General features: G+C 59.8%; 24 protein-coding genes and 1 tRNA gene. 10 read left to right on the top strand and 15 right to left on the bottom strand.

Translation table 11 applies throughout. The features are described 5' to 3' along the window. Window positions 1-79: 79 nt before the first annotated feature. The 3 genes from SynRS9907_RS06815 to SynRS9907_RS06825 are packed head-to-tail and all read right to left on the bottom strand — an operon-like array spanning window position 80 to window position 1,096. Entirely contained in the window at window positions 80-397 is a 318-nt protein-coding gene (locus SynRS9907_RS06815; protein WP_115132611.1) for a TMEM165/GDT1 family protein, read from the bottom strand. Window positions 398-399: 2 nt separating this feature from the next. Beyond that, window positions 400-732 (bottom strand): TMEM165/GDT1 family protein, encoded by a 333-nt coding sequence (locus SynRS9907_RS06820; RefSeq protein ID WP_115009029.1) that lies wholly within the window; start codon window positions 730-732, stop codon window positions 400-402. Continuing rightward, on the bottom strand, window positions 722-1,096 hold the full coding sequence (locus SynRS9907_RS06825; RefSeq protein WP_188022270.1) for a YkgJ family cysteine cluster protein: 375 nt from the start codon (window positions 1,094-1,096) through the stop codon (window positions 722-724). The genes SynRS9907_RS06820 and SynRS9907_RS06825 overlap by 11 nt, the downstream gene beginning before the upstream one ends. A gap of 108 nt (window positions 1,097-1,204) precedes the next feature. Between SynRS9907_RS06825 and psb30 the strand changes: the two genes are divergently transcribed. Further along, window positions 1,205-1,312: a photosystem II reaction center protein Ycf12/Psb30 gene (gene psb30 / locus SynRS9907_RS06830; protein ID WP_025362280.1), complete on the top strand. Its 108-nt coding sequence runs from the start codon at window positions 1,205-1,207 to the stop codon at window positions 1,310-1,312. A 10-nt stretch (window positions 1,313-1,322) separates the two neighbouring features. On the opposite strand, the gene recJ is transcribed toward psb30, so the two are convergent. Next, window positions 1,323-3,221, bottom strand: a complete 1,899-nt coding sequence (gene recJ, locus SynRS9907_RS06835; RefSeq protein ID WP_188022271.1) for a single-stranded-DNA-specific exonuclease RecJ — start codon at window positions 3,219-3,221, stop codon at window positions 1,323-1,325. Between the two features lie 32 nt (window positions 3,222-3,253). Here recJ and SynRS9907_RS06840 point away from each other — a divergent pair, with 32 nt between their 5' ends. Genes SynRS9907_RS06840 through SynRS9907_RS06850 form a run of 3 tightly spaced genes read left to right on the top strand, consistent with a single transcriptional unit; the run spans window position 3,254 to window position 5,308 of the window. After that, window positions 3,254-4,033: an HAD-IA family hydrolase gene (locus SynRS9907_RS06840; protein ID WP_188022272.1), complete on the top strand. Its 780-nt coding sequence runs from the start codon at window positions 3,254-3,256 to the stop codon at window positions 4,031-4,033. Beyond that, window positions 4,030-4,341 carry a DUF565 domain-containing protein gene (locus SynRS9907_RS06845; protein ID WP_188022273.1) on the top strand — a complete coding sequence of 104 codons (312 nt, stop codon included), beginning with the start codon at window positions 4,030-4,032 and terminating at the stop codon, window positions 4,339-4,341. Before SynRS9907_RS06840 ends, SynRS9907_RS06845 begins: the two co-directional genes overlap by 4 nt. Continuing rightward, entirely contained in the window at window positions 4,331-5,308 is a 978-nt protein-coding gene (locus SynRS9907_RS06850) for a phosphoribulokinase (RefSeq protein WP_188022274.1), read from the top strand. Before SynRS9907_RS06845 ends, SynRS9907_RS06850 begins: the two co-directional genes overlap by 11 nt. Here SynRS9907_RS06850 and rpmF read toward each other — a convergent pair. Further along, window positions 5,272-5,448: a 50S ribosomal protein L32 gene (rpmF, locus tag SynRS9907_RS06855; RefSeq protein WP_006851068.1), complete on the bottom strand. Its 177-nt coding sequence runs from the start codon at window positions 5,446-5,448 to the stop codon at window positions 5,272-5,274. The genes SynRS9907_RS06850 and rpmF overlap by 37 nt on opposite strands. 87 nt (window positions 5,449-5,535) lie before the next feature. Here rpmF and ftsH point away from each other — a divergent pair, with 87 nt between their 5' ends. Beyond that, the gene (gene ftsH / locus SynRS9907_RS06860; RefSeq protein WP_188022275.1) at window positions 5,536-7,335 is read left to right on the top strand and encodes an ATP-dependent zinc metalloprotease FtsH; all 1,800 of its coding nucleotides are present in this window, start codon (window positions 5,536-5,538) and stop codon (window positions 7,333-7,335) included. Next, the gene (locus tag SynRS9907_RS06865; RefSeq protein WP_188022276.1) at window positions 7,332-10,076 is read left to right on the top strand and encodes a UPF0182 family protein; all 2,745 of its coding nucleotides are present in this window, start codon (window positions 7,332-7,334) and stop codon (window positions 10,074-10,076) included. Before ftsH ends, SynRS9907_RS06865 begins: the two co-directional genes overlap by 4 nt. A gap of 43 nt (window positions 10,077-10,119) precedes the next feature. Here the strand turns inward: SynRS9907_RS06865 and SynRS9907_RS06870 are convergent, their stop codons facing one another. Next, window positions 10,120-10,719, bottom strand: coding sequence for a peroxiredoxin (locus SynRS9907_RS06870; RefSeq protein ID WP_188022277.1), 600 nt, complete (start codon window positions 10,717-10,719; stop codon window positions 10,120-10,122). A 121-nt stretch (window positions 10,720-10,840) separates the two neighbouring features. On the opposite strand from SynRS9907_RS06870, the gene SynRS9907_RS06875 reads away from it, so the two are divergent. Continuing rightward, window positions 10,841-11,149 carry a hypothetical protein gene (locus tag SynRS9907_RS06875; RefSeq protein ID WP_188022278.1) on the top strand — a complete coding sequence of 103 codons (309 nt, stop codon included), beginning with the start codon at window positions 10,841-10,843 and terminating at the stop codon, window positions 11,147-11,149. Window positions 11,150-11,196: 47 nt separating this feature from the next. After that, a tRNA-Met gene (locus tag SynRS9907_RS06880) sits at window positions 11,197-11,270 on the top strand. A 61-nt stretch (window positions 11,271-11,331) separates the two neighbouring features. On the opposite strand, the gene SynRS9907_RS06885 is transcribed toward SynRS9907_RS06880, so the two are convergent. The 6 genes from SynRS9907_RS06885 to SynRS9907_RS06910 form a co-directional block, all read right to left on the bottom strand. Continuing rightward, window positions 11,332-12,381, bottom strand: coding sequence for a M23 family metallopeptidase (locus SynRS9907_RS06885; RefSeq protein WP_188022279.1), 1,050 nt, complete (start codon window positions 12,379-12,381; stop codon window positions 11,332-11,334). 73 nt (window positions 12,382-12,454) lie between these two features. Beyond that, window positions 12,455-12,946 (bottom strand): tRNA (cytidine(34)-2'-O)-methyltransferase, encoded by a 492-nt coding sequence (locus SynRS9907_RS06890; RefSeq protein WP_188022280.1) that lies wholly within the window; start codon window positions 12,944-12,946, stop codon window positions 12,455-12,457. After that, a complete protein-coding gene (cobU, locus tag SynRS9907_RS06895) occupies window positions 12,943-13,527 on the bottom strand; it encodes a bifunctional adenosylcobinamide kinase/adenosylcobinamide-phosphate guanylyltransferase (RefSeq protein WP_188022281.1) in 585 nt (194 codons plus the stop codon). Before cobU ends, SynRS9907_RS06890 begins: the two co-directional genes overlap by 4 nt. Then, window positions 13,514-14,662: a proton extrusion protein PcxA gene (gene pxcA, locus SynRS9907_RS06900; protein WP_188022282.1), complete on the bottom strand. Its 1,149-nt coding sequence runs from the start codon at window positions 14,660-14,662 to the stop codon at window positions 13,514-13,516. The genes cobU and pxcA overlap by 14 nt, the downstream gene beginning before the upstream one ends. Window positions 14,663-14,689: 27 nt before the next feature. Further along, on the bottom strand, window positions 14,690-15,361 hold the full coding sequence (gene psb32, locus SynRS9907_RS06905; protein ID WP_188022283.1) for a photosystem II repair protein Psb32: 672 nt from the start codon (window positions 15,359-15,361) through the stop codon (window positions 14,690-14,692). A 33-nt stretch (window positions 15,362-15,394) separates the two neighbouring features. Next, window positions 15,395-15,802, bottom strand: a complete 408-nt coding sequence (locus SynRS9907_RS06910) for a hypothetical protein (protein ID WP_188022384.1) — start codon at window positions 15,800-15,802, stop codon at window positions 15,395-15,397. A gap of 62 nt (window positions 15,803-15,864) precedes the next feature. Here SynRS9907_RS06910 and SynRS9907_RS06915 point away from each other — a divergent pair, with 62 nt between their 5' ends. Further along, the gene (locus SynRS9907_RS06915) at window positions 15,865-16,515 is read left to right on the top strand and encodes a cofactor assembly of complex C subunit B (protein ID WP_188022284.1); all 651 of its coding nucleotides are present in this window, start codon (window positions 15,865-15,867) and stop codon (window positions 16,513-16,515) included. Here SynRS9907_RS06915 and lptC read toward each other — a convergent pair. Next, on the bottom strand, window positions 16,460-17,626 hold the full coding sequence (gene lptC / locus SynRS9907_RS06920; RefSeq protein ID WP_188022285.1) for an LPS export ABC transporter periplasmic protein LptC: 1,167 nt from the start codon (window positions 17,624-17,626) through the stop codon (window positions 16,460-16,462). The two genes, SynRS9907_RS06915 and lptC, sit on opposite strands and share 56 nt — an antisense overlap. Continuing rightward, window positions 17,613-19,157 (bottom strand): methionine--tRNA ligase, encoded by a 1,545-nt coding sequence (gene metG, locus SynRS9907_RS06925; protein WP_188022286.1) that lies wholly within the window; start codon window positions 19,155-19,157, stop codon window positions 17,613-17,615. The genes lptC and metG overlap by 14 nt, the downstream gene beginning before the upstream one ends. Window positions 19,158-19,243: 86 nt before the next feature. On the opposite strand from metG, the gene SynRS9907_RS06930 reads away from it, so the two are divergent. Further along, the gene (locus tag SynRS9907_RS06930; protein WP_188022287.1) at window positions 19,244-21,031 is read left to right on the top strand and encodes an FAD-dependent oxidoreductase; all 1,788 of its coding nucleotides are present in this window, start codon (window positions 19,244-19,246) and stop codon (window positions 21,029-21,031) included. Here the strand turns inward: SynRS9907_RS06930 and SynRS9907_RS06935 are convergent. Further along, the gene (locus SynRS9907_RS06935; protein ID WP_188022288.1) at window positions 21,019-23,049 is read right to left on the bottom strand and encodes a ribonuclease catalytic domain-containing protein; all 2,031 of its coding nucleotides are present in this window, start codon (window positions 23,047-23,049) and stop codon (window positions 21,019-21,021) included. The genes SynRS9907_RS06930 and SynRS9907_RS06935 overlap by 13 nt on opposite strands. Between the last annotated feature and the right edge of the window lie 10 nt (window positions 23,050-23,059).

A 23,059-nucleotide genomic window follows, 5' to 3' on the forward strand; every position in this document is an offset into this window, starting at 1 on the left:
CCATCAGGGCCGGGAGAGAGGGAAGGGGTGGTCGACGCTCTTCAGCAGGCCGTGCAGAGTCAGCCCTTCAAAAATCACTTTAGGACTCAGAAGTTTGATCCCCGTCCGAGTTGGCTTCACCATCACGGACGAGAGGAACCAGCAAGCGGCCACCGATCACGAGGAAACCAACGGAAGCCAGCAGTTGAAGCAGATCGCTGGGGATCACGGTTGCAACGGAACCACCGGCGAAGGCCCCCAGCAAACTGGCCAGAACCAACGCCGATGATGAGCCGAGAAACACGGCCAGGGGGCGATTGGACGTGCCGCTGATGGCAACGGTGGCGAGTTGGGTCTTGTCACCGAGTTCGGCCAGGAACACGGTCAAGAACGTGGAGATCAGAAGGGGAAAATCCATCGTCAGCTCGCTGCATTGAGCCAAAGGGAGCTGGCGGCCTGAAGACCGAGCCAGATGCCGAGCGCCACCATCAGCACCCCAGCCATCAGTTCAAGACGCTCAGGCGGAAGGGTTTTGGCCAACCATTGACCGACGAGAACGCCCACAAGGCTGGATGAAATCAACGCCAGCGCGGCACCGATGAACACCAGAACAGGAGAGCCGGACTGGGCCGAGAGCAACAGCGTTGCCAACTGGGTTTTGTCGCCCAGTTCAGCCACAAACACTGTGGTGAAAGTGCTGAACAGCACGGCAGCAAAGCTGCGCGACTCAGGGCTTGTTTGCTCACTCGTCAACAGAACCTCCCGCGGTCTGAGCGCGCTTGAACCTACGCATCACGCCACTGCGGCCGCCATAGGTGCTGCGGATCTGTTGTTGGCAACAGGTGATGGCGAAGGCATCGAACTGATCATCGGGAACGTCAAAAAGACGACCCAGACCACTGACACGACAGAAATCAGGACGCTCCTCATAAATCCTGCAGCGCTGACTGCCCGTGTCGTAGTGGATGCACCAGCCATCAGGGCCAACCATGGCCAGATAGGTGCGTTGTTGCTCTTCGCTCAAAGCCGCCAGGGCATCAGCCCGTTCCTCCGGAGCGAGTCGGCAACAGGCTCCACAGTGTTTGATGCAGGTCCATTGCGGTGTCTCTCGGCTCATGATTGAAGCTGTGACAAGCCATCACAGAGATCAGAACCAATCCGTCGCTCTTGGGACAGAGCCCCGTAGCCTGGGAGGCGTAACGATTTTGGACAGCGCTGCATCGCCATGGGCTTTGACATTCACCTGATCGCCAACTTTGCCGCCCTGGCGATGATCACCATTGCCGGTCCCGCTGTCATCTTCATCCTCTTCTACCGCCGCGGCGCACTCTGATCGCCTCGTTTTAAGGGCGTAGCCCCAACCCAAGGCAGGCTTCCTCGATCAACTGAATCACCCGCTGATCCCTCGCCAGATCGTTGTCGCTGGTGAGGGATTGTTCTTGTTGAATGCTCGCCTGAAGCGTCTCACCCTCGCCATTGGTGAGCTTCAGCCCTGAGGTTTCCGTCAACTCGGCGGTGTACTGCCGTGAGCCGCGGTCGATCAACACCAACTCCGTATGGGCACGGATCGCCTTGAGCTCCAGCTGCAGACGCTGTTCACCCTGCCAACGGTTGATCGCAATGCTGTAAGCCACGTCACAGCATGCGGGAACTGGCGCCGCTGGATCCCATCGCCAGGCGATGGCGCGACGCTCACTTTCACCCTGGCGCAGCGTCAGGGCCAGATGTCCTCCTTTGAGGTCGCGCCGATCCTCAACGCTCACCCCCCGTGACCAGAACAGCGGTTTGGGATGACCGATGCCGAAGGGGGCCAGGGATTGCAGGTGGCGCCACAGATCCCAGTTCACATCCTTCAGGTGCAGCAGAGCGTCAGGTTGCACGGGACGCCCCTTGGCCTGGGTCATCAACCAGCCATCAGCTTCGGCGCAGAGGCGCTCATGCAGGGCATGCACGAATTCCGCTTTAACGGTGAATCCCCCGGCAGCGGGATGGCCTCCAAAGCGGGTCAGTAGATCGCTGCAATTGGAGAGGGCACGATCCACCGCGAAACCGATGGGTCCCCGTACCGAAGCCCGCAGACTTCCATCTCCATCTCCGGCCAGAAGAGCGGTGGGGCGGTGATAGCGCTCCATCAGCCGCGCAGCAACAATGCCAATCACCCCGTGGTGCCAGTGGCTTTGCGCCAAAAGCAGGAATGAGGGGAGAGCGTCACTGCACTCCGCTTCCACCAGCGCCACGGCCTCCGCTTCAATCGCGTCGCAGAGATCCCGTCGCTGGCGGTTGTAATCATCACAACGGCGTGCGAGGGCCATCGCCGAATCGGGATCTTCAGCCGTGAGCAGATCCACCACAAGCCTCGGTTCCCCAAGGCGGCCCACTGCATTGATGCGCGGTGCAAGCTGAAACCCGATGTCTTCTGCCGTCAGCGGACGTTCCCCGAGACCCGCCAGGCGCTGAAGCGCTTGCACGCCCTTGCACTCGGAGCGATGCAGGTGGTTCAGCCCCTCCAGCAACCAACTGCGGTTGGCCCCCACCAGAGGAGCCATATCGGCCACCGTGCCGATGCAAAACAGATCCCGGGCCACGCGGATGGCTTCTGGTTTGTTCAGCACATCGGCAACGGCATGGGCCAGCACATAGGCCAGCCCCACACCGGCGAGTCCGCGGTAAGGCGAGCCCTCCGGGGTGGTGGCCGGATGAATGAGCGCAGTCATGGGCGGCCGTTGTGCCGGGATCGTGTGGTGATCGGTCACGATCACCTGCATCGACAAACTTGCGGCCAGTTCGAGGGCTTCCCTCGCGGCAACACCGTTATCAACGGTGACCAGCAATCGCACGCCATCGTCGTAGAGCCGCTGCACCATGGCGGGGTTGAGGCCATATCCCTCCTCCATCCGCGAGGGGATAGCGGGTTCCGGCTCAGCACCCAACGGGGCCAACGCCCGCAGTAACAACGCAGTGCTGGTCATCCCATCGGCGTCGTAATCACCACAGATGGCGACGCGTTCACGGGAACGGCAGGCCTTTACCAAGCGCGTACAGGCCTGCTCGAGATCGGGGAAATGATCACGTGTGGGCGGTAGATCACCAGGGGAGAGAAAGCTCTCGGCCTCGGATGTGGAGCTGAATCCCCTGCGCCGCAGCACACAGCGCAGCGACAGCGGCAAATCAAGCCCTTGCAATGGCGATGGTTCCACCACGGCTGGAAGGGACCAGGACCAATGCAGCGGAACAGCCGGCAAGGGAACGCAACAGGCGGTGATGTCCCAGCATTGTGCCGTTGCTGCTCCTCAAGGTGAACAGGCTTTCAGCGGTCTTCTGGGATGTGGATGGCACCTTGGCCGACACGGAAATGGACGGTCATCGACCGGCCTTCAACCTGGCCTTCCAGGAACTGGATCTTCCCTTTGTTTGGGATGAAGCGCTCTACAAAAGGCTGCTGGCGATTCCTGGCGGGCTGCGCAGGGTGAAACTCCACGCTGAAACCTGTGGGGTGCATCTCAGCCAGAACCAACTGGACCAGGTGCGTGATCGCAAACGCGTCCATTACCTGGAACGGGTCCGCCAAGGGCACGTGCATCTCCGTCCCGGAGTGAAGAGGCTTTTGCAGGAGTTGAGCAGGGCCGGCGTGCAGCAGTGGATCGTCACCTCCAGCGGATCGGCGTCAGTGATGGCTCTGCTGGAACAGATCCAACAGCACATCCCCAGCTTCGATGGGGTGGTGACATCGGATGACGTTGCTTCGGGAAAGCCAGCACCGGACGGCTACCGACTCGCTCTCGAACGCAGTGGGGCCAACAGTGCTGCCAGCCTCGCCATCGAAGATTCTGCGGCAGGTCTTTCGGCGGCAAGAGCCGCAGGTCTGCGTTGTCTGCTGACCCCTTCCCCCTGGGATGCCGATGCTCTGCGTGAGTCCGGAGGCGAGGCTGCTGCGGTGTTGAATCACCTGGGGGAACCTGGACAGCCAGCAACCGTGCTTTCCGGTGCCTCTTGCCAGGAGGGGGCAGTAACGCTGAAGTATCTGGAGTCCCTGCTGTCGGTGCCGGATCGATGAGCTCAATCCAGCGCACACGTCTGGCGGGGCTTCAAAACGCGTGGGGCGCTGGGATCCGGCGGTCCTGGTCTGGCCCCTGGTGGCGTCGCAGCGCTTCGTTGCTGCTGCTGCTGTTCGGATTTTTCATTGGCAGCAACCTTCCCGTCTACATCCTGGATGCTGTTGAACTCAAGACGTACACAGCGTTCTATGCCCTCATCGCCTGTGAATTGATGGTTCTTGGGCGCCGTCGTCTTCCCTGGCTGGACAACCTCCGGCTTGGATTCGTTTACGCCGTTGTTCTGGAGGCGTTCAAAGTTGGATCCTGAGGGCCAACGCGTCATCCCCAGCAAGGATCAGCAGCGGTTGCTGCAGCATCTCGAGTTGGGCGACCTTTCGAGTTGGTCTGCACTGCAGCGCAACTCTGGGTGGCATCGGGTCGCCATCGATCACTGGCATCCTCAGGCGACACCGGATTGGCTCTGGTCTGTTGGTCTGCCGCTTCTGAACCTGGGCCAGCAATGGCAGGGACAACGCCGACTGCTCGGATTCAGTGCTTTGCCGGGTTGCGGGAAAACCACCCTGGGGCAGTGGATTGAAGCTGCCGCACGGGCACTTCAGCTCTCGATCCAGGTCGTTTCGCTCGATGACTTTTATTTCGAGGCCGAACGGCTTGATGCGGCGATGCATGGTAACCCCTGGGGTGTGCCTCGCGCGCTTCCTGGCAGCCATGACCTGGAGCTCCTGCAGGAGTGCCTTCAGACATGGCGACAGGGTGAGAACGTTCTGATGCCCTGCTTCGACAAAGCCAAACGCCATGGTCGAGGAGATCGAAGCGGTTGGCGCCGTTGCGATGCCGACTTGCTGATTTTTGAGGGTTGGTTTGTGGGCTGCAACCCAAATGCCGACGCAACTGCGGATGAGCCCCATCTCAAGAGCCCTCTAACGGCGCAGGAGTTGGAGTGGCGCCTGAAGCTGCAACCCGTGCTCGCCCACTACGAACCCACCTGGAGGTGTTTCGATCAACTCTGGCAACTGCGAGCAACCGACTTCAACGCGCCTTGGCGATGGAAGCGCCAACAGGAATCCACCCTTGAAGCGGAACGCGGTGCGTCGCTGTCGAATGCCGACTTGAATCGTTTTATCCGCATGATTCTCTGCTCGCTGCCATCGAGCAGTTTCCACACCATACGAGCGGATGTTGTTGTGGAGGTGGATCCGGATCGAACTCTGCGGCGGATCCACCTCCCAAGTTCGACTCAGGATTCGCCGTCTTCGGACTCACTCACCGGATAAACAAAACCTTGGGCGCGGCCACTCAGCACAGACTTGCCGATGGACATGGCGCGCTGGGCGGCAACGGCTGCCTTGGCCTTCCAGGTGGCGCTGCGCTGGTTGCGCTTGGCCTTGGATGTTTTCTTCTTCGGGACGGCCATTGCGCCTGGTGAATTTCCAAACCGAGATTGTCTCGTTTGGAACCCCCTTGCGTCAAATCGCTAGGCTCCGTGCAGCGCAATGAAGACGTGGCACCAGGTTCGGACGACTCCAGTGGTTCCGCGGCCCCTCAGAGGGGTCAACCTTCTTCGATTCAGGGTTTTTGGACGAAGCAGGACACGGTGAGTTACTCCACCCTGCTGAGAGATATCGATGCGAAAGAGATCAAGCAGCTGGATCTTGTGCCCGGTCGTCGGGAGGTAAGAGTCCAATACAACGATGGCCGACGGGTCACCGTTCCTGTTTTCGCCAACGACAACCAAATCCTTCGGGCCGCTGAAAGCTCCGGCACGCCCCTGACGGTTGTTGACATCCGCCGCGAACAAGCAGGACGCGAACTGGCGGGAACCCTGATGTTGGTTCTGCTGGTGGTGGTCGGCTTGTCGTTTCTGTTGAAGCGTTCAGCTCAAATGGCGAACAGAGCTCTTGGGTTTGGGCGCAGTCAGCCTCGGTTGAAACCCCAGGAAGACCTGCAGCTTCGTTTTGAGGATGTTGCCGGCATCAACGATGCGCGGCTGGAACTTGAGGAGGTGGTCACCTTTCTCAAGCAGCCCGAGGCCTTCATCCGCCTGGGCGCCAAGATCCCGCGGGGAGTGTTGCTGGTTGGCCCCCCTGGAACCGGGAAAACGCTTCTTGCCAAAGCGATTGCAGGCGAAGCGGGCGTGCCGTTCTTCTCCATCGCGGCCTCTGAGTTTGTTGAGCTGTTCGTTGGTGTTGGTGCGAGCAGGGTTCGCGATCTGTTCCGCCAAGCCAAGGAAAAGTCCCCCTGCATCGTTTTCATTGACGAAATCGACGCTGTGGGTCGCCAGCGGGGTGCTGGTATCGGTGGCGGCAACGATGAACGGGAGCAGACCCTCAACCAACTCCTGACGGAGATGGACGGCTTTGAGGAGAACTCCGGTGTGATTCTGCTGGCGGCCACAAACCGTGCCGACGTGCTCGACGCCGCACTGTTGCGTCCAGGACGCTTCGACCGGCGCATTGATGTGGGCCTTCCCGATCGCCGAGGTCGTGAGGCAATTCTCGCCGTTCATGCGAGAACTCGCCCCCTCGACGACGCGGTCTCGCTGGCGGATTGGGCGAGCCGCACGCCGGGTTTTTCCGGGGCTGACCTCGCCAACCTTCTCAACGAAGCGGCCATCCTTACGGCTCGCCAGAACATGCTCCGTATCGGTCAGTTCCAGCTGGAGGGGGCTTTGGAGCGGATCACCATGGGGCTGAGCAATCGTCCCTTGCAGGACAGCGCCAAAAAACGGCTCATCGCCTATCACGAGGTGGGTCATGCCCTGGTGGCCAGTCTTCTTCCAGCGGCCAACGCGGTGGACAAGGTCACGATTCTTCCCCGGGGAGGGGCCGGGGGTTACACCCGCTTCATGCCTGACGAGGAGGTGCTTGATTCCGGGTTGATCACCCGCTCCTCCTGCCTCGCTGATCTGGTGGTGGCTCTGGGGGGACGAGCAGCTGAGCAAGTGGTTTTCGGGTCGCTCGAGATCACCCAGGGAGCCAGTGGAGATCTCCAGATGGTGGCGCAACTCGCACGGGAGATGGTGACGCGCTTTGGCTTTTCCAGCCTCGGACCGATGGCCCTCGAGGGTCCGGGTACGGAGGTTTTTCTGGGGCGCGATTGGTTCAACCAACGGCCGGGATACGCCGAATCCACTGGCCAGGCCATTGACGCTCAAATCCGCCAGCTCGCCAAGAGTGCTCTGGCGCAGGCCATCGCCCTGCTTGAGCCCCGCCGTGAGTTGATGGATCAACTGGTGGACGTTTTGATTGCCGAGGAAACGATCAACGGTGATCGATTCAGAGACATCGCTGGCCTCCCATGAGACGCCTCCTTCTTCTGCTGCCGCTGGTTGTTGTTGCAGCCCGGATGCAGATCGAGTGGCTCTGGTTCGATCAGTTCGCCTGGAGCGACGTTCTCCTCAAGCGCTGGCTTCTGCAGCTTCTCTTCGCGAGTGTGGCGATGCTGCCGCTGCTGGCAGCCCAGGCCTGGTCAAGGCAATTCAGGCAACAAAGCTCGAGTTCATCCAAGGCGATCAGCCTGAACGGATGGTCCTTTGGATTCACGCTGTTGATCAGTGGTGGTGCTGTGCTGATCAGTGCCTTGCTCACGCTGGATCTGTTGGCGTTGGCCATCCACGATCCGTTTCAGCTTGGGGAATGGCAGCCAGTTGCGGGTCTCCAGCACCGCATCATCTCAGCTGCAGGACTCTTTCAGGCAGTGGCGATAGGGCTTGCGATGGCCTGGCCGCGGTTGAGGCTGTGGCTGGCTCGGATCGTGGTGGGTTCGCTGGTGGCTGTCGTCAGCCGGGCGTGGGGCATCTGGTCGCTGGCGCTATGGATTCCCGATGAATCCACGAGAGACCCCTTGCTGGGAGCGGATCTGAGCTTCGGCTTGGGGCGTTTTGCCGGATTGCATCTGGCCCTGGACCTGCTGCTCTTGGCTGCCGTGTTCACCCTCGCCTTTGAGCTCTGGCGGGTGCTGGCGAGCTCAAAATCGATTTCTGACTGGGCCAGTCCAGCCTTCTGTGCGCGACAGATCCAACTGATCAGGTTGCTTTCGGCGCTTCTGCTGTTCGGAGCAGCGGGGCAAGTGTGGTTATCGAGGCATCAGCTGCTGTGGACCCAACACGGCCTTGTGGCAGGGGCGGGCTGGCTCCAGGCCCACATGACCCTTCCGTTGCGCGGCTTCGCAACACTGCTATTGGTGCTGATCGCATGTGCACTGCTTGTCCCGTGCCGGCGACGCCTCCGTCAGGGCCTTGCACTGGTCTTGGTGTCTCTTGTGGTGTTGGAAACGGTGGCAACTCCGTTAACGCGCTGGCTGGTGGTGCGGCCAAGGGAATTTGCACTGCAAGAGCGCTATCTGAACAACGCCATTGAGGCCACGCAATGGGGCTTCCAGTTGGATCAGATCAAGAGTCAGGTCGTCGACCCGACAAGGTTCAGCGCCGCTGATCGCGAGCAAGGTGTTAGCACGCTCGAAAATGTGCGTCTCTGGGACAGCAGCCCTCTGCTCGAAGCCAACCGGCAACTGCAGCAACTGAGGGTTTACTACCGCTTTTCCAATGCAGCTGTTGATCGCTACCCGCTGAATGAAAACAGCGATTCATCGCAGCAAGTGATCCTCTCGGCCCGCGAATTGGATCAATCCGCGTTACCGCGTCAATCCAAAACCTGGCAGAACCGTCACTTCATCTTCACCCACGGCTATGGATTCACCGTCAGCCCGGTGAATGACAGAAGCAGTGATGGCCTTCCCTCGTATTTCATTAAAGGTCTGGGCCCAGAAACAGTCATCGCGGGAAATCCTGGACTGGGTATTGAACGATCGGAGGTGCAGAAGGCTATCCCCGTTGGTGATGCAGCGATCTATTACGGGATGCTTCCTTCGCCCTATGCCATCGCTCCAACGCAGATTGAAGAATTCGACTACCCCGAAGGCGACATCAATGTGATGACGCACTATCAGGGTTCTGGCGGAGTACCGATTGGATCCTGGTTTCAGCGATTCGCAGCGGCTGTTTATCTGCGTGAGCCTCGACTACTGATCACCACAACGATCAATGCTGATTCCAAACTTTTGATCCGGCGTGATGTGCGCAGTCGGGTTAAGGCCATCGCTCCCTTCATTGATTTTCGTGGTGAGCCCTACCTGATCTCCATTCCAAACCCTGAGCAAGACAGCTTTAACACCACCAAGGCAACTTCAGAACAACGCAGCCAGAATCAATATTGGGTTGTCGAGGGTTACACCCACAGTTCAACCCTGCCCTACAGCGCAGCGGTATCAGCAGATGATCCCGATCGCTATTTAAGAAACTCAGTGAAGGCCATCGTTGATGCGTACAACGGCAGCATTCGGTTTTTCATCTCGGAGCCTGAGGATCCAATCGTCATGGCCTGGGCTCAGGCTTTTCCAGGCTTGATGGAGCCGATGGAGGCAATGCCAAAGCCTTTTCTTGATCACCGCAGAGTTCCTGAGGACTTCTTCAATGCTCAGGTCAACCAATTGAAGCGTTACCACGTTTCGAATCCCAGAATTTTCTACAACGGTGATGATGTTTGGCAGGTGCCAAGCGAGATCTACGGCGGCCGCAAAGTTGATGTTGCCCCGTACCACATCACGGCTCAGCTTCAAAGCAACGACAACTCTGAATTTCTGCTGCTCCAACCACTGACCCCTTTGTCAAGGCCGAATCTCACGGCGTGGTTGGTGGCTCGGAATGATGGCGATCACTACGGTGAACTGAAATTGATCGACTTTCCCAAAGACAAATACATTCCCGGGCCGGAACAGGTTCAGGCTCTGATCCATCAGGATCCAGATGTGAGCGAGCAGTTCGGTCTATGGGATCAGGAGGATCTGGAACTCCTGCAGGGAAATCTTCTTGTGCTTCCCGTGGGCTCCGGACTTCTCTATGTGGAACCGGTGTATCTGCGCACCAAGAAGGTGGGGCTGCCGTCTCTGGCCAGGATTGTTGTGAGTGACGGCCGATTGGTTGCCATGGACCGCGACCTCAATCTTGCTTTGGATCAACTCATGAAAAAAGCCCCACCCGTTTGACGGGCAGGGCAAAACGAAGTGACCGATAGGGATGATCGAACGATCAGCCGATGGCGGAGAAGTACTCCTTGGAACCCTTGGGATCTTCCAGCATGGTGGCGGCGCCAGGAGTCCAGTTGGCGGGGCAAACCTCGTCGGGGTTGGACTGCACGTACTGGAAGGCCTGCAGCAAGCGCAAGGTTTCATCCACGTTGCGGCCGACAGGCAGGTTGTTGATGGTGGCATGAACGATCACACCGTCGGGGTCGATCAAGTACAGGCCACGCAGTGCTTTGCCTTCGTCATCGAGGATGTTGAAAGCATTGCCGATTTCCTTGTTCAGGTCGGCAACGAGGGGGTAGTTGATATCACCGATGCCACCCTGGTTACGGGGGGTCTGAATCCAGGCTAAGTGGCTGAACTTGCTGTCGACGGACACACCGAGGATCTCGCAGTTCTTGCTCTCGAAGTCGGTGTAACGATCGCTGAATGCGGTGATTTCCGTCGGGCAGACGAAGGTGAAATCGAGGGGGTAGAAGAACAGCACCACATACTTGCCGCGGTACTGGGACAGGGAGATTTCCTTGAATTCCTGGTCGACCACTGCAGTGGCAGTGAAATCGGGGGCTTGATGGCCCACACGCAAGCAACCGGTGTCGGTCATGTTCGGGAGGTGAATGAGTGAGCTGAAGGCCGCAGACGACGTAACACGTAGTCGATCCGACTTCCAGTTTCAGGATTGAACCTATCACGACCTTAGCCATCCGTCGCCATAAACTCAGGTCATGAATGACCAACTCACGAGCTGGGATCCTGCGCTCCTGCGCAAGTTCAGTTCCACCGGACATTTCCGTCTGTTGAACCAGCTGAAGGGAGATCTGCGCAAGAAACCCCTGGACCGAGACCAGCGCACTGGCCAGCTGAAGAGTCTGGGTGGGAATCGCGGCACAAGCCGACGTTCAACGCCAACGCGGAGCATCGAGCCGGCCCCAGCTCCAGCTCCAACACCTGTTGTTGAGACGGCACCCCCACTCACCAAGGACGATCAACCGAAATCCTTCCGTGATCGCCTCAATGCCATCGACATGCGCTGAGGCTGAACCTCTGAGATGTATGATGGGCACTGGCCTGAAGGGCCTGCGTCAGAGTAGCTCAGCTGGTTAGAGCACAGGATTCATAACCCTGAGGTCGGGAGTTCAAGTCTCCCCTCTGACATTCATTGATTCATGCTGTTATCAGCTCGTTCGAACCCTCGTTGGGTTCGGGCATGCCTGATTCAAGCCTTGCGTGCCGGTAGTTTCACCAGGGGATTGAGAGCAGCGCCACCGGCCCGACGGATTTCAAAGTGAAGGTGAGGTCCGGTGCTTCGTCCGGTGCTTCCCATCAGTGAAATACGAGACCCACGGGGAACAATCTGCCCTTTTTTGACCAAAAGACGGCTGTTGTGTGCATAACGCGTGAATTCGCCATCACTGTGGGCGATTTCAACCAGATAGCCGTAGGCACCTCTCCAGCCGGAAAATGAAACGATCCCATCACGGGCCGCAACAACGGGCGTGCCAGTGTTGTTGGCGATATCAATGCCTTTGTGCATGCGTCCCCAGCGCCACCCATAACCGGAGGTGAAAACCCCCTTGGTGGGCCACTGGTAACCAACAATCGGCGGCTTCAGGCTGTCGGGCTGATCGGCTGAAGACGACAGGGGGCGATCAGGCCATGCAGCACCTCCACTGCTGAGGGGGCGTACAGCCAGGAGTGACTGACCCGAAGTGGCTTCAGCGATCTGCAATTCCTGGCCAATCGTCAAAGCACTGAGCTGAAGGCCTGGATTCCAGCTCAACAGCTGCTGTTGCGTCACGCCGTGGCGTTTGAGGAATGACGCCAGAGAGTCTCCGGTCTTGATTTTGGCCGTTGCGCGAAGCGGAGGTGGGGCAACCAACGGAGGCGTCTCACGTTCACTGGAGCGGTTGAGTGACGACAACGTCACGGCAACAACCCGTGCAGAGTCCGGCAGGGAAAGCCAACTCTCTTTTTCAAAAACGTGGGAGCTTGGCACGTTGTTCAACGAGGCCAGCTCCGCACGATCGAGCTTCAACAGCTCGGCATAACGCCGCAGGGACGTGGCACGAACAACTTGGAACCAGACCTGACTGCTGGAATCGACTTTGCTGACAACAGCAACGGGATTGTTCGGGGAGAGAGCTGGCAGAGGGGGCAGCTCGGCAAGATCAAAAGTGGCGTTATCAGCAATCCCGGGCAGAGAACTCCACAGACCCAGGGACAGAACAGGGGTTACAGCAGCTGCCAGAGCAAGCGTTGCGCGCATGAAACCACTGAGACGCGTTGAAGGTAACGAGCCGAACATCCCCGCGCAAGGGGGGTTTGGAGCAGTGGTGGGATCACCACAACCGCAACTGTTGTCCAGCCACGTAGGTCACCAGGGCGCAGGCCACGGAAAGATTGAGGCTGCGAACACCTCCCTGGCCTGCGTCATCAGCAGCTCCAGGCATGGGAATCGTGAGGATGCTGTCGCAGGCTTCGCGAACCGGTTCCGGTAGCCCCGTGTCTTCCCGGCCAAACAGCAGAACATCTCCCCGTTGAAACGTGAACGAGGAGAGCGATGAACCACCACGACGACTGCAGCCGATCAACCTCTGCTCAGGACGAAGCTCAGCTTGGAACTCGGCAAAGTTCGAAGCGATGGAAAGCTGAACGTGGGGCCAGTAATCAAGTCCGGCACGACGAACGCTCCGATCGTCCACCTTGAAGCCGAGGGGTTGAATCAGGGTCAACGGCACCCTGAAGGCCGCCGAGGTGCGGGCGATGTTGCCGGTGTTCGGAGGGATCTGAGGTTCGAACAGGGCAATCCGCAGGGGGGCGATCTCAGTCATGGCACCACCTGGCCAAGGGCATGAAGATCAAGTGCACGACCCTGGAGAACGAGCCAGGCAGCGTCAGCAACGCGGTCAAGTGCTTGCGCGAGGGTTCCGAGACGATCACGGAACAAACCTCCGATGCGTGTTGGGGGAACGACGCCCCATCCTGTCTCTTCGATCACCAGAACAAACGTGCAGTGCGATGCCTTGATCGAGGCGATCAGCTGTTCACAGAGCTGATCCCACTCCTGGGCAGTGAGGTCCAGGTGGTGGGCAACAAAGCCACCGAGGGCATCAATCAGAACAGATTGCCCGGGAGCCAGGCCGTTGATCACGCTCACCAGCTCGGCCCCACATTCAGAAACACTCCAATGGTCGGGCCGACGCTGCCGGTGGACCTCCAAACGCTTTTGCCAATCACGGTCATCCGGCCGGGCGGCCGCCGTGGCGATGTAGGTGACAACGGGGTGGTGTTTCAACAGGTGCTCAGCCCAACGGCTCTTGCCACTGCGGGTTGGTCCACTCACGAGGACCAGCCGGCTGGCCTGGCCGGCAACGGGGGGCTCCACTGAGGAGGAGGGGTTAACCACTGCCATTCATTCCCTTCAGCGTCGCGACGGAAGACGGAGACACCCGGTTGAGGTACCTGAAAATCCAGTACTTGAAGATCGTCGCCAACACCACCGGGAATGTCGCGATGAAGAGGTTGACGAAACTTTGGCTGGAGGGAAGGCCGAAATGCTCGGCTATCCCTTCCAGCAAGACCGACCAACCTTCCGGGCTGTGATAACCCACGAAGATGTCGGTGAACAGGATGATGGCGAAGGCCTTGGCGGAATCACTCAGCCCGTAAACCGCCTCATCAACAAATCCACGCAGAACACGCAGTTCATCGCGGCTCAGAAAACACACCACGGCGAAGGCGATCAGGCCCGCCAGATCCGCAAACACATTCTTGATCGCCTTGAGACTTTCCTCATCGGCATCGTGCTTGAGCTCAGTCGCTTTTTCGGTGAGCTTGTCGCGCAGCGCACCATCATCAAGGGGCTGCACGCCCTTGAGGAAGGCATCGAATTCCAGTTCTTGCTTGTAGAGCCGAAGTTTTTCAGCCGCCTTCTCTTCCAGCTGAGGCTTCGGGTAGCTCAGGAAAGGGAGTTCGGGGGAAAACTGATTCACCGCAGGCGAGATCAGATAGGTGCCAGCAATCTGCTGAACAAGCAAGGGAACCAGAACCAGAAGAAGCAGAACCCTCAGGGAAATCAGCGTGCTGTCCCGCCGGCGTCGATACCCCGCCACGACGCTGTCTTCCGTTGAGGGATCCAACTGGAGGCGAATGCTGTCGAAGACACCCAGAAGCGAACGGGGGAGGGCATCCGGTGAGCGGCTGATCGACGGTGCACTGCCTGATCGCCGGGATCCATAGCGGCTCACGACGGATTCAATCAGTTGAAGTTGACGCAACTCCTGGGAATCCAGTTGGCCCCGTTGTTTCGAGAGAGTTGCTGCTGTATTGCGGCAGATGGCCAGCGCGGTTTTGAAGCGGCGAAGAATCGTGGCCTGAACAGAGCGCGGCACGGAAAGCTTGAGCTCCGGCCGAATCTGCCGGTCGCCGTAGTACTCCAACTCCAGGCTTTGAATGAGAAGAGCCGCCTCGTAGCCACGCTCAAGATCACTGGAGAGCTCGATCGCTTGGCTTTTGCTGAACAGGTTGATCCAGTTACGGCGGCTCATTGCAGTCGGCTCATCGCAGTGGGGTCATCAGCGCGAGAACACCCACCAGGTGGCCATCGGAATGATGGTTCCAAGCACCAACAGGATGATCACCCACTTGGTGGCATCGCTTTCGGCGGTTTCCGCCTTGGTGGGAATGTTGGTGGGCAGGGTGACCCGTTCGATCTCCTTCGGCGGGCCGGGATCCTCGCCACCCGAGAGAACGGTTGAAAGTCGGGTGAGTCCATCAACGGATGCCTGGCGATAACGATCGCCCTCTCGCAGGGGCACAGTCATCGTTGTACGGGCGGTGCTCTTCAGCAGGCTGGGAGGAAGCTGTGCCTCAAGCTCCTGATTGGCCACCACAGCAGAACGCTTGTTCGAGGCTTCGATCAACATCAGCAGCAAGGGATTGCCGCTGGGTGAGCTCCACGTCTCGAGGAGTTCCTCACCGAAGCTGTTCAAGGTGATGCCGTAATCCAAACGCCGCAGCGTGATCAGGCGGGCATCGACCCGTTGATCTTCAAAGCTGCGTAATTTCGTTTCCAATTCACCACGGCTGGCGCGGCTGAACACGTCGGCATCGTCGATCACCAACGCATCCGGCAGGCTTTCACCCAGGGCAGCAGGTGAGATCGCCAGACTGGCTGGTGCCCAGAGGAGAAGACAGACCCCGAAACTGAGCAGGCTGGCCAACAGGCGTCGGGCGGAACGGGGCATCCCTTCAAGCGTCATCACTGCCTCAGTCTGCCGTTAGCTGTCCAGCATGTCGCGGTTCAAGGCTGCAATTGCCTCAACAACCATGCGGGCTTCGTTGTCGGGCAGAGTCATCTGACGGGTGAGCTGGTCGAGGAGATCGGTTTCCTCCGCTGTGATCTTGCGGTCGGCATGCACCAGATGCGCTGCCACAGCCAGGGCGGACTGCTGCTGAATTCGATTGAGCTGAGGCAAGGCGGACGTGATCAAGCCCTGAACGCCCCGCTCTCGCAACAGCAACAGCAGGCGGTCAAACAATTCACCCATGGCCGCTTCAGAGCTGTCGCTGTAGAGGGATCGGTTCTCCAGCTGACGGCGCAGGGCATGGGCCTCATCCCGCCCCAGCCTTCCATCACAGGCAACAGCGGCAAGGGCAACAGCAGCAAAAGCCTCGGGAGTCGTCATGGCAGAGACGCACATGTCCGTATTTGAGCAGGATGATTGCGTTCTGACAGCACCCTCTGTTGATGCCAGGTCCCGCCCGAGCTGTTCTGATCTGTGCGCTTCTGTTGCTGGGTCTGACTGTGACCAATGCAGGGGTAGCCCAGACCGTGACACCGGAATTTCAACGGGCCGAAGTTCTGGCGGGGATGGCAGCGGTGGGCCTGATGCTGGTGGCTGTGCTGTGGACACGGGCGAACCCCAAGTCAGCAGAGAAAGTTCCGTTGCAGGGGGAACAGGGACTTTTGATGGCGGATCAGTTCAGCGAAAACCAACAACAGGAGCTGGCCTGGGGCAGCCACATGCTGTTGACGGCAACGCCAGCGGCATCCGTGCTCGTGTTCTGGCGCCATCAGGTCGTGCTGCGTCGGGGCCTGATCAGTCAGGAGGCTTTCAAGCCAGGAGCGATCACCCAACGGGCCATGGTGCGTGAGCAAACCATTTCCTTGGTCAACACAACGCTCTTTCCGGGCCGAGCGGAATTCGACGCGATGCTGCCGTCACTTCCCGCCATCGTTGTTTGCCCGATGGGGAAGGAGGGGGCCGTGATCGTGGGGGGATGGTCGCCCCGTTGTTTCACCCGCTCCGATGAACGATGGATCGAGGGCTGGACCCAGCGGCTCAGAACGACACTTGCGGCCGGCGAGGCTTCTCCTGTGCAGCCGGACTCAGCTTGATCGTCGATTCAACCCTCGCTCCGGCTTGGCCGAAGCGGATCACACCATCGTCCGAAATCTTGGCTTCCATGCGCGAAGCCCGCGTGATCTGCTCCGGTTCGGTCCGCTGCAGAACCACATCGCCATCAGCGACAACCCGCTCACTCCGCCAGTTCCAAGCGCAGCGTTGGGCCGTCAATGTTTCCAACGTCTGCTCAACGCGACATGAGTTGGAAATGATCACGGTGCCAGTGCGCTGATCAAGCTTGAACCCCCTCCCCTGCACCTTGCTGTTTTTCAACTCAGCCTGAATGGGTTGATCGGATTCAAGTTGCTCCGCCGAAAACAGCCAACGCGTCCGGCCGGCAGTGATCCGACCGCGGTCGCTTTCCAGCACCAGCGTGACCGGTTGTTGTAGGTCGAGGTAACCCTGTCGGGTGTTGCCATCCAGCCCTGAAGCACTGAGCGTGCGGCCATCGCTGCGGATGGCCTGCACAGGACCAGGCGCCTGAAACAAACCACTCTTCAGATTCCAGGTTCCACGTCCACCCCGCACCACTGTGGAAGCAGCATTGGTGCCATCAACACGGCTCAGCTGGGTTGGGCCCTTGAACTCCAGCACCTCGGTGTCCTGCTGGAACACCAGCTCGCGTGAGCGAATTTGCGTCTGGCCATCATTGGCCCTGGGCCGTTGATTGATCACCATTCGCGACTGCGATGGCGTCCAAATCAGATTGTCTCCCTCAATCGTCAGCCCCCGTTGGTTCAACTGCCGCAGCTGCACCGATCCTTCAAGAACGACGAGCTCTCCATCCCGCAACACCGTGGCGAGATCGGCGGTGATCCTGTAGTGCGGTTGATCATTCCGATAGAGAACGCCCTCGGGACGTCGTGCACGGATGGTTCGACTGCTCAGGTCGTAACGCGCCTCGGGGCTGGTGAGATCCCAGCCACGGTTGCCATCGTCGGCCCGCTGGCTCAAATCCAGCGACCGGAAGACAAAGGACGGCGTGGGTTCAAGCGCAATCTGTCGCCGCGTTGTGCAACCGGTGAGCCATGCACTCGCCACAAGGGCTGCTGCCAGACCACAACGTGACAAGCGACCCAGCATGCTTTGTTCAGAGCGGTTCATCCAGTTCCAACCGCTGCATCACCGGTGTTGGCTTCGGCAGCGCGGAACCGCTGCACAGCCTGCCCCAATTCAGCTGTTTCGACCAGTTGTCTGGATCCAAGCGTTCCCCAAGTTGAGACAGGATCCGCTCGCTGAGGTCGGGCAAGAGCGGGGCAAGCAGGAGTCCAACGATGCGGGTGGTTTCCAGCACAGCAAACAAATCCTCGGCCACGCTCTGCTCTTGACCGGGCTCCTTCATGCGACTCCAGGGAGCCGTGTCATTGAGATGACCGTTCGCAGCAATCGCCAACTGAAGGATCGACTCGGACGCGGTCTTGAACGCGAGCTGCGGCATCGCCTCCATCACCGTGCTGACGGTTTCCGCAGCCTTGAGGGCCAGGGGATGGTCAGCACTTGAGGCTGCTCCTGCCGGGGGAACGCCGTCATCGAACCATTTGCGCGCCATCGACGAGGTGCGATTCAGCAGGTTGCCGATGGTGTTGGCCAGATCGTTGTTGACCAGATCAACAAAGCGTTGCTGTTGGAAATCGCCGTCGTCTCCGAATTGGATGTCGCGCAGGAGGTACCAACGAACGGCATCACTGCCGCATCGCTCAAGCAACAGTTCGGGGTCCAGCACATTGCCGAGGGATTTGCCCATCTTCTGGCCCTCACGGGTGAGGAAGCCATGGCCGAACACCTTTTGGGGCACCGGCAGTCCTGCAGACATGCACATGGCAGGCCAGAACACAGCGTGGAAGCGAAGGATGTCCTTGCCGATCACGTGCACGGAGGCGGGCCAACCGCAGGAGCCGAGCCGATCGAGCGATACCGCTTCTCCATCATCAAGAAGCGCTGTGAGATAACCCAGCAGGGCATCGAACCAGACGTAGAAGGTGTGGCCTGGATGGTCGGGGACCGGAAGTCCCCAGGACACATTCACCCGCGAAATGGAGAAGTCGCGCAGACCTTGAGCGACGAAGTTGCGCACTTCCTGTCGTCGGCTGGCAGGGGCGATGAAGTCATCGCGCGCCACCAACTCCTCAATGGCGGATTGATAGCGGGAGAGCCGAAAGAACAGGTTCTCCTCATCACGCCACTCGAGAGGCTTGCGGTGGATCGAACAGGAGGGCGACTCCGCTTCGGCCGGATCATCCTTGTATTCCTCGCAATCGACGCAGTACCAGCCGGTCTGCTTGCCGACAACGATGTCTCCGGATGCCTTGACCCGTTCGTAGAACTGTTCCACCAATTCCAAGTGGCGCGGGTTGGTGGTGCGCACAAAGCGATCGTCAGAAATCCCCCACTGATTCCAGAGATCGCGGTACCGGCTGCTGACCTTGTCGCAGTGGTCCTGGGGGCTCAGCTGCTGACGTTCTGCCGTGCGCTGAATCTTCTGGCCGTGCTCATCAACACCGGTCACGAAGGTCACCTTCTCCAGCTGCAGCCGCTCAAAGCGAGCCAAGGCATCACAGGCCAGGGTCGTGTAAGTGCTGCCCAGATGGGGACGATCGTTGACGTAATAGAGCGGAGTCGTAAGGGTGTAAGGCATCAGAAAAGTTCGAACTCCGCTGCACCGCAGCGACGACAGACTCTAACGAGCATGCCCATCTCGCTCCACGCCAAACAGCCCTCCTCATGACGCACCGCGACGTGGTGGTTTGGGGTGGTGGCTGCGGGGGCGTCGCTGCTGCGCTGCAGAGCGCGAGATCAGGAGCAGACACGACACTGTTCACCCCTGGCCCCTGGCTGGGGGGCATGGTGAGTTCAGCAGGAGTCTGTGCCCCGGATGGCCATGAACTGACCTGTTGGCAAACCGGGATCTGGGGCGCCTTTCTGCGCCAGTTGGAGTTGGAGGAGCCGAGTGGGCTCGACCACAACTGGGTGAGTTGTTTCGGATACAGGCCGCAAACAGCCGAACGGATCCTGCAACGCTGGGTGGCGGCTGAGCCCAGGCTGGAGTGGCGTCATCACTGCAGGCTGGAACAGGTTCACGGCCAGGAGGGTCGCCTCCAGTCTGTGGAGATCCACAGCACCAATGGCGTCGAAAGCTTTTCTGCCGACGTGTTTGTGGATGGCAGCGATCTGGGTGATCTGCTTGCCCTGTCGTCCGCCCCCTTCCGCTGGGGGTGGGAAGCCAAGGAGATCTGGGATGAACCCAGCGCTCCCGAGCAGTCCCGGCTTGAGAGCGACGCATTCTTTCAAGAGCAACCGATTCAGTCACCCACCTGGGTGGTGATAGGCCAATTGCATGGGGAACTCGCTCCGCGCCATGCCGCAGCGATCCCGCGGATTCCGTTCGATCGGAGCACCGCCAGCTTCGGCCTCGAGAAAACCATCACCTATGGCCGTCTGCCCAGCGGCCTGGTCATGCTCAATTGGCCCCTGGCGGGCAACGACTGGCACCACAGCCTCGATCGAGCCCTCAGTGCTGATGGGGAGGTTCGTGCGGAGCTGGCCCAGGAAATGCAACGGCACAGCAAGGATTTCCTGGCGGCCCTGGAGGACTGCAGCGGTGGTTGGATCACTGCCGGTAACGCCTTCCCGGGAGCCGATCCCAGCCTGGCGTTGATGCCGTACTGGCGAGAAAGCCGGCGGCTGATGGGTCGCACAACGGTCACGGAACGCGACCTCTTGCCGGTCTCCACACAAGCCTTGCGGGGACCGCTCCCCATCGATGCCCAGGGACGCTGCACCAGCATCGCTGTGGGCACCTATGCCAATGACCATCACTACCCGGGCGAGGACTGGCCTCTCGCGCCAAAAAGTGTTCGTTGGGGAGGACGTTGGAGCGGTACGCCCTTCTGCATCCCCTTCGATGCCCTGATCACAGACTCAATCCCCAACCTTGTGATGGCCGAGAAAGGCTTCAGCGTCAGCCACATGGCCAATGGGGCCACGCGCCTGCAGCCTTTGATCCTCAATCTGGGCCAGGTGGCGGGTCTGGCGGCGGCCATGGCGGTTCGTCAGGGCTGTAACCCTGCTGATCTGCAAGTTGAGGCCATCCAGTCAGCCCTGATCCACGAGCCGCAGGCCCCTGCAGCAGTTCTCCCGATCTGGGACTGGCCGCTCTGGCATCCGCACTGGGTTAAGGCACAGGAGCAGGGCTTGGCTCAGGCTGAACACCTGGACGCCATGGGCCGCCTTTCAGGCCCAAGGGCCAGCATGCTGCTTCCCCCTGGCGTGAACCAGGCGCCAAATCAGCCCCATGAGGTTGGCCTCAGTGGCGTGCTCACCGGCAACCTCCATGAGGGCTACCACTTGGAAACCGCTGAGAGGATCTGGCCTCTGATCACCCTGGAACCGGCAATCCATCGCTGGCTATCCAACGAGGATCATTCGGGCCGAACCCTGAACCTCCGCGGCATTAAGAATCCCTGGGGGCCCTGGGTGCGGATCACTGGGGTTCTGGATCAAGCCAACTGAAGCTGCAGCTCACCGCGTACCGGGTCAGCCCGCCCCACCCTGAGTTCAAGAGCATCACCAGGAGCAGGGTCTGCTGCAGACACACAACCGACCAGATCCATGGCCAGCTCGCTCACATGAACCAGGGCCAAGCGATCCTGCGGGCGCAGCCAGCGCAGGAACACGGCCGACCAAACGGTGTTCTGATGCTCGGCGAACCACACCTGCTGCCAGTGGCGCTGATCCTCACGGCTGATCTGAATGGATTGGCGCAATGGATCATCGAGGTCATCGATCACTTCACGCAGACGCTCTTCATCCATCGGTGCAAGCGCCGAGAGCTGGGCAATGATCTGCCGGTGGGCGACGAGATCGGCGTAGCGTCGGATCGGTGAGGTTGCCTGCACATAGGCCTCAAGCCCGAGGCTGAAATGGGGCATGGCTCGCGTGCCCTGCACGCCTCGGCTCAAGCAGCGCTTGATCGCCGCATCACGGGCTGGTCCCTCGGGGATTCGATCGAGTTCATCGCTGGAGGGCAGCTCCGCCGCAGGCTGACTGCGGAAGGGCAACGGCAGGCTGTGCTCTTGCCCAAAGCCGGCCACAACAGCTCCCATCAGCAGCATCGCTTCACTCACCATCAGGCGGGAGGGTGAAGGGTCAATCACCTGCAGCGTCAAGGCTCCATCGCTGCGGCGGAAGCGTCCTTCAGGCCGGTCAAACATCACGGCTCCTTTGGAACGGCGCCAGCGCATGCGCAACATCAGAAGTCCCGAGAGATCCGAGAGGGCTTCATCCCCTGGGGGTGCCAACTCGATCAGCTCATCACCATCGGTGTAGGTGAGGCCATAGCGGGGTCGGATCCAGCTGCGCGCAATCCGTTGCTCCGCCACAGCACCATCCTCATCGAGGCGAACGGCCACACTGAGGGCTGCACAGCGCTGTCCAGCCCGAAGACTGAGGGGACCGGCCGCCAGCTCCAGAGGCAGCATGGGCATCACACCCTCCGCCAGATACAAACTGGTGGCTCGACGTCTGGCTTCCTGATCAAGGGGGGAGTCAATGTCGATCAGACGGCTGGGATCAGCGATGTGGATCCAGATCCAATCGACGCCATCACGACGCTCCAGCGAGAGCGCGTCATCAATTTCTCGAGTGCCCGCATCGTCCAGGCTGTAGGTGGCCAGGTGAGTGAGGTCGATGCGTTGCTCATCCCCAGGTCGCTCTTCATTCGAAAGAGCAACAAGACGATTCGCTTCCTCCACCAGATCAGAGGGAAAACAGCGGGACCAGACGCTGCCCCTCAGGCCAATGGGCTCATTGGGATCGAGCAACCCACGCACGATCAACCACTGCCGAAGATCAGCGGCATCTGATCCAATCGACAACGCTGCCGACCACTGCTGGAGATCCAGGTCCGTACCAACCGCAGCGGGATTGTCTTTCAGCAACTGAATCCAGTAGCTGAAGCGCTCGTCCCAAACCGGGTCCAGCTCCAGGCGTTCAGCGTCGCTGAGGGCTCGCTCTGCCCGCAGCAACGCGAGCTGCCGTTGTTCATGTTGTTGCGCCTGCCGCTCAGCTCGGCGTTGCCGCCGCAGGCTTGCCCTCTCTTCGCGGGAGAGTGGCTGGATCAAACGGTCACGACGCCAGCGGAACAACTGTTGGTCCCCATGCAGCCAGGCCCACAGCGCTGCCAGACCAGCGAGGTTGAGCGGGGTCAATACCAGCTCCCCCAGCTCGCAGAGGCTCAGTCGAGCCATGCCCCCCGGTTGATCCATTTCCAGCAGCTGCCAGGCCTCCACGACGGCCCGCGCTGATGGAGCGCTGTCCTGCACCTGCTCAGGGGCAGGCAGTTCACTGGCATCGAATAGATGCTCGGGATCGATGGCAATCAGATCGCGTAGGGGCAGGCCCTGGTCGCGACGTTGACCACCAAAAGAAAGAACCGCCTTACTGCCCTTGATGGACAGAAGACGGCCGAAAAGAGGGGAACCCTTGAGAACAACTGCGACGGTGTCTCCGGGTTGGATTGAATTGTTCAACGCCCGAGGA

The sequence above is a fragment of the Synechococcus sp. RS9907 genome, from assembly GCF_014279615.1.
Lineage (GTDB): Bacteria > Cyanobacteriota > Cyanobacteriia > PCC-6307 > Cyanobiaceae > Parasynechococcus.

Excerpts from the sequence above, each read along its gene's own strand:
- SynRS9907_RS06815 (WP_115132611.1), bottom strand. The coding sequence starts at position 397 with ATGGATTTTCCCCTTCTGATCTCCACGTTCTTGACCGTGTTCCTGGCC.
- SynRS9907_RS06825 (WP_188022270.1), bottom strand. The coding sequence starts at position 1,096 with ATGAGCCGAGAGACACCGCAATGGACCTGCATCAAACACTGTGGAGCC.
- psb30 (WP_025362280.1), top strand. The coding sequence starts at position 1,205 with ATGGGCTTTGACATTCACCTGATCGCCAACTTTGCCGCCCTGGCGATG.
- SynRS9907_RS06845 (WP_188022273.1), top strand. The coding sequence starts at position 4,030 with ATGAGCTCAATCCAGCGCACACGTCTGGCGGGGCTTCAAAACGCGTGG.
- rpmF (WP_006851068.1), bottom strand. The coding sequence starts at position 5,448 with ATGGCCGTCCCGAAGAAGAAAACATCCAAGGCCAAGCGCAACCAGCGC.
- SynRS9907_RS06865 (WP_188022276.1), top strand. The coding sequence starts at position 7,332 with ATGAGACGCCTCCTTCTTCTGCTGCCGCTGGTTGTTGTTGCAGCCCGG.
- SynRS9907_RS06870 (WP_188022277.1), bottom strand. The coding sequence starts at position 10,719 with ATGACCGACACCGGTTGCTTGCGTGTGGGCCATCAAGCCCCCGATTTC.
- SynRS9907_RS06875 (WP_188022278.1), top strand. The coding sequence starts at position 10,841 with ATGAATGACCAACTCACGAGCTGGGATCCTGCGCTCCTGCGCAAGTTC.
- SynRS9907_RS06885 (WP_188022279.1), bottom strand. The coding sequence starts at position 12,381 with ATGCGCGCAACGCTTGCTCTGGCAGCTGCTGTAACCCCTGTTCTGTCC.
- SynRS9907_RS06890 (WP_188022280.1), bottom strand. The coding sequence starts at position 12,946 with ATGACTGAGATCGCCCCCCTGCGGATTGCCCTGTTCGAACCTCAGATC.
- cobU (WP_188022281.1), bottom strand. The coding sequence starts at position 13,527 with ATGGCAGTGGTTAACCCCTCCTCCTCAGTGGAGCCCCCCGTTGCCGGC.
- pxcA (WP_188022282.1), bottom strand. The coding sequence starts at position 14,662 with ATGAGCCGCCGTAACTGGATCAACCTGTTCAGCAAAAGCCAAGCGATC.
- psb32 (WP_188022283.1), bottom strand. The coding sequence starts at position 15,361 with ATGCCCCGTTCCGCCCGACGCCTGTTGGCCAGCCTGCTCAGTTTCGGG.
- SynRS9907_RS06910 (WP_188022384.1), bottom strand. The coding sequence starts at position 15,802 with ATGACGACTCCCGAGGCTTTTGCTGCTGTTGCCCTTGCCGCTGTTGCC.
- SynRS9907_RS06915 (WP_188022284.1), top strand. The coding sequence starts at position 15,865 with ATGCCAGGTCCCGCCCGAGCTGTTCTGATCTGTGCGCTTCTGTTGCTG.
- lptC (WP_188022285.1), bottom strand. The coding sequence starts at position 17,626 with ATGAACCGCTCTGAACAAAGCATGCTGGGTCGCTTGTCACGTTGTGGT.
- metG (WP_188022286.1), bottom strand. The coding sequence starts at position 19,157 with ATGCCTTACACCCTTACGACTCCGCTCTATTACGTCAACGATCGTCCC.
- SynRS9907_RS06930 (WP_188022287.1), top strand. The coding sequence starts at position 19,244 with ATGACGCACCGCGACGTGGTGGTTTGGGGTGGTGGCTGCGGGGGCGTC.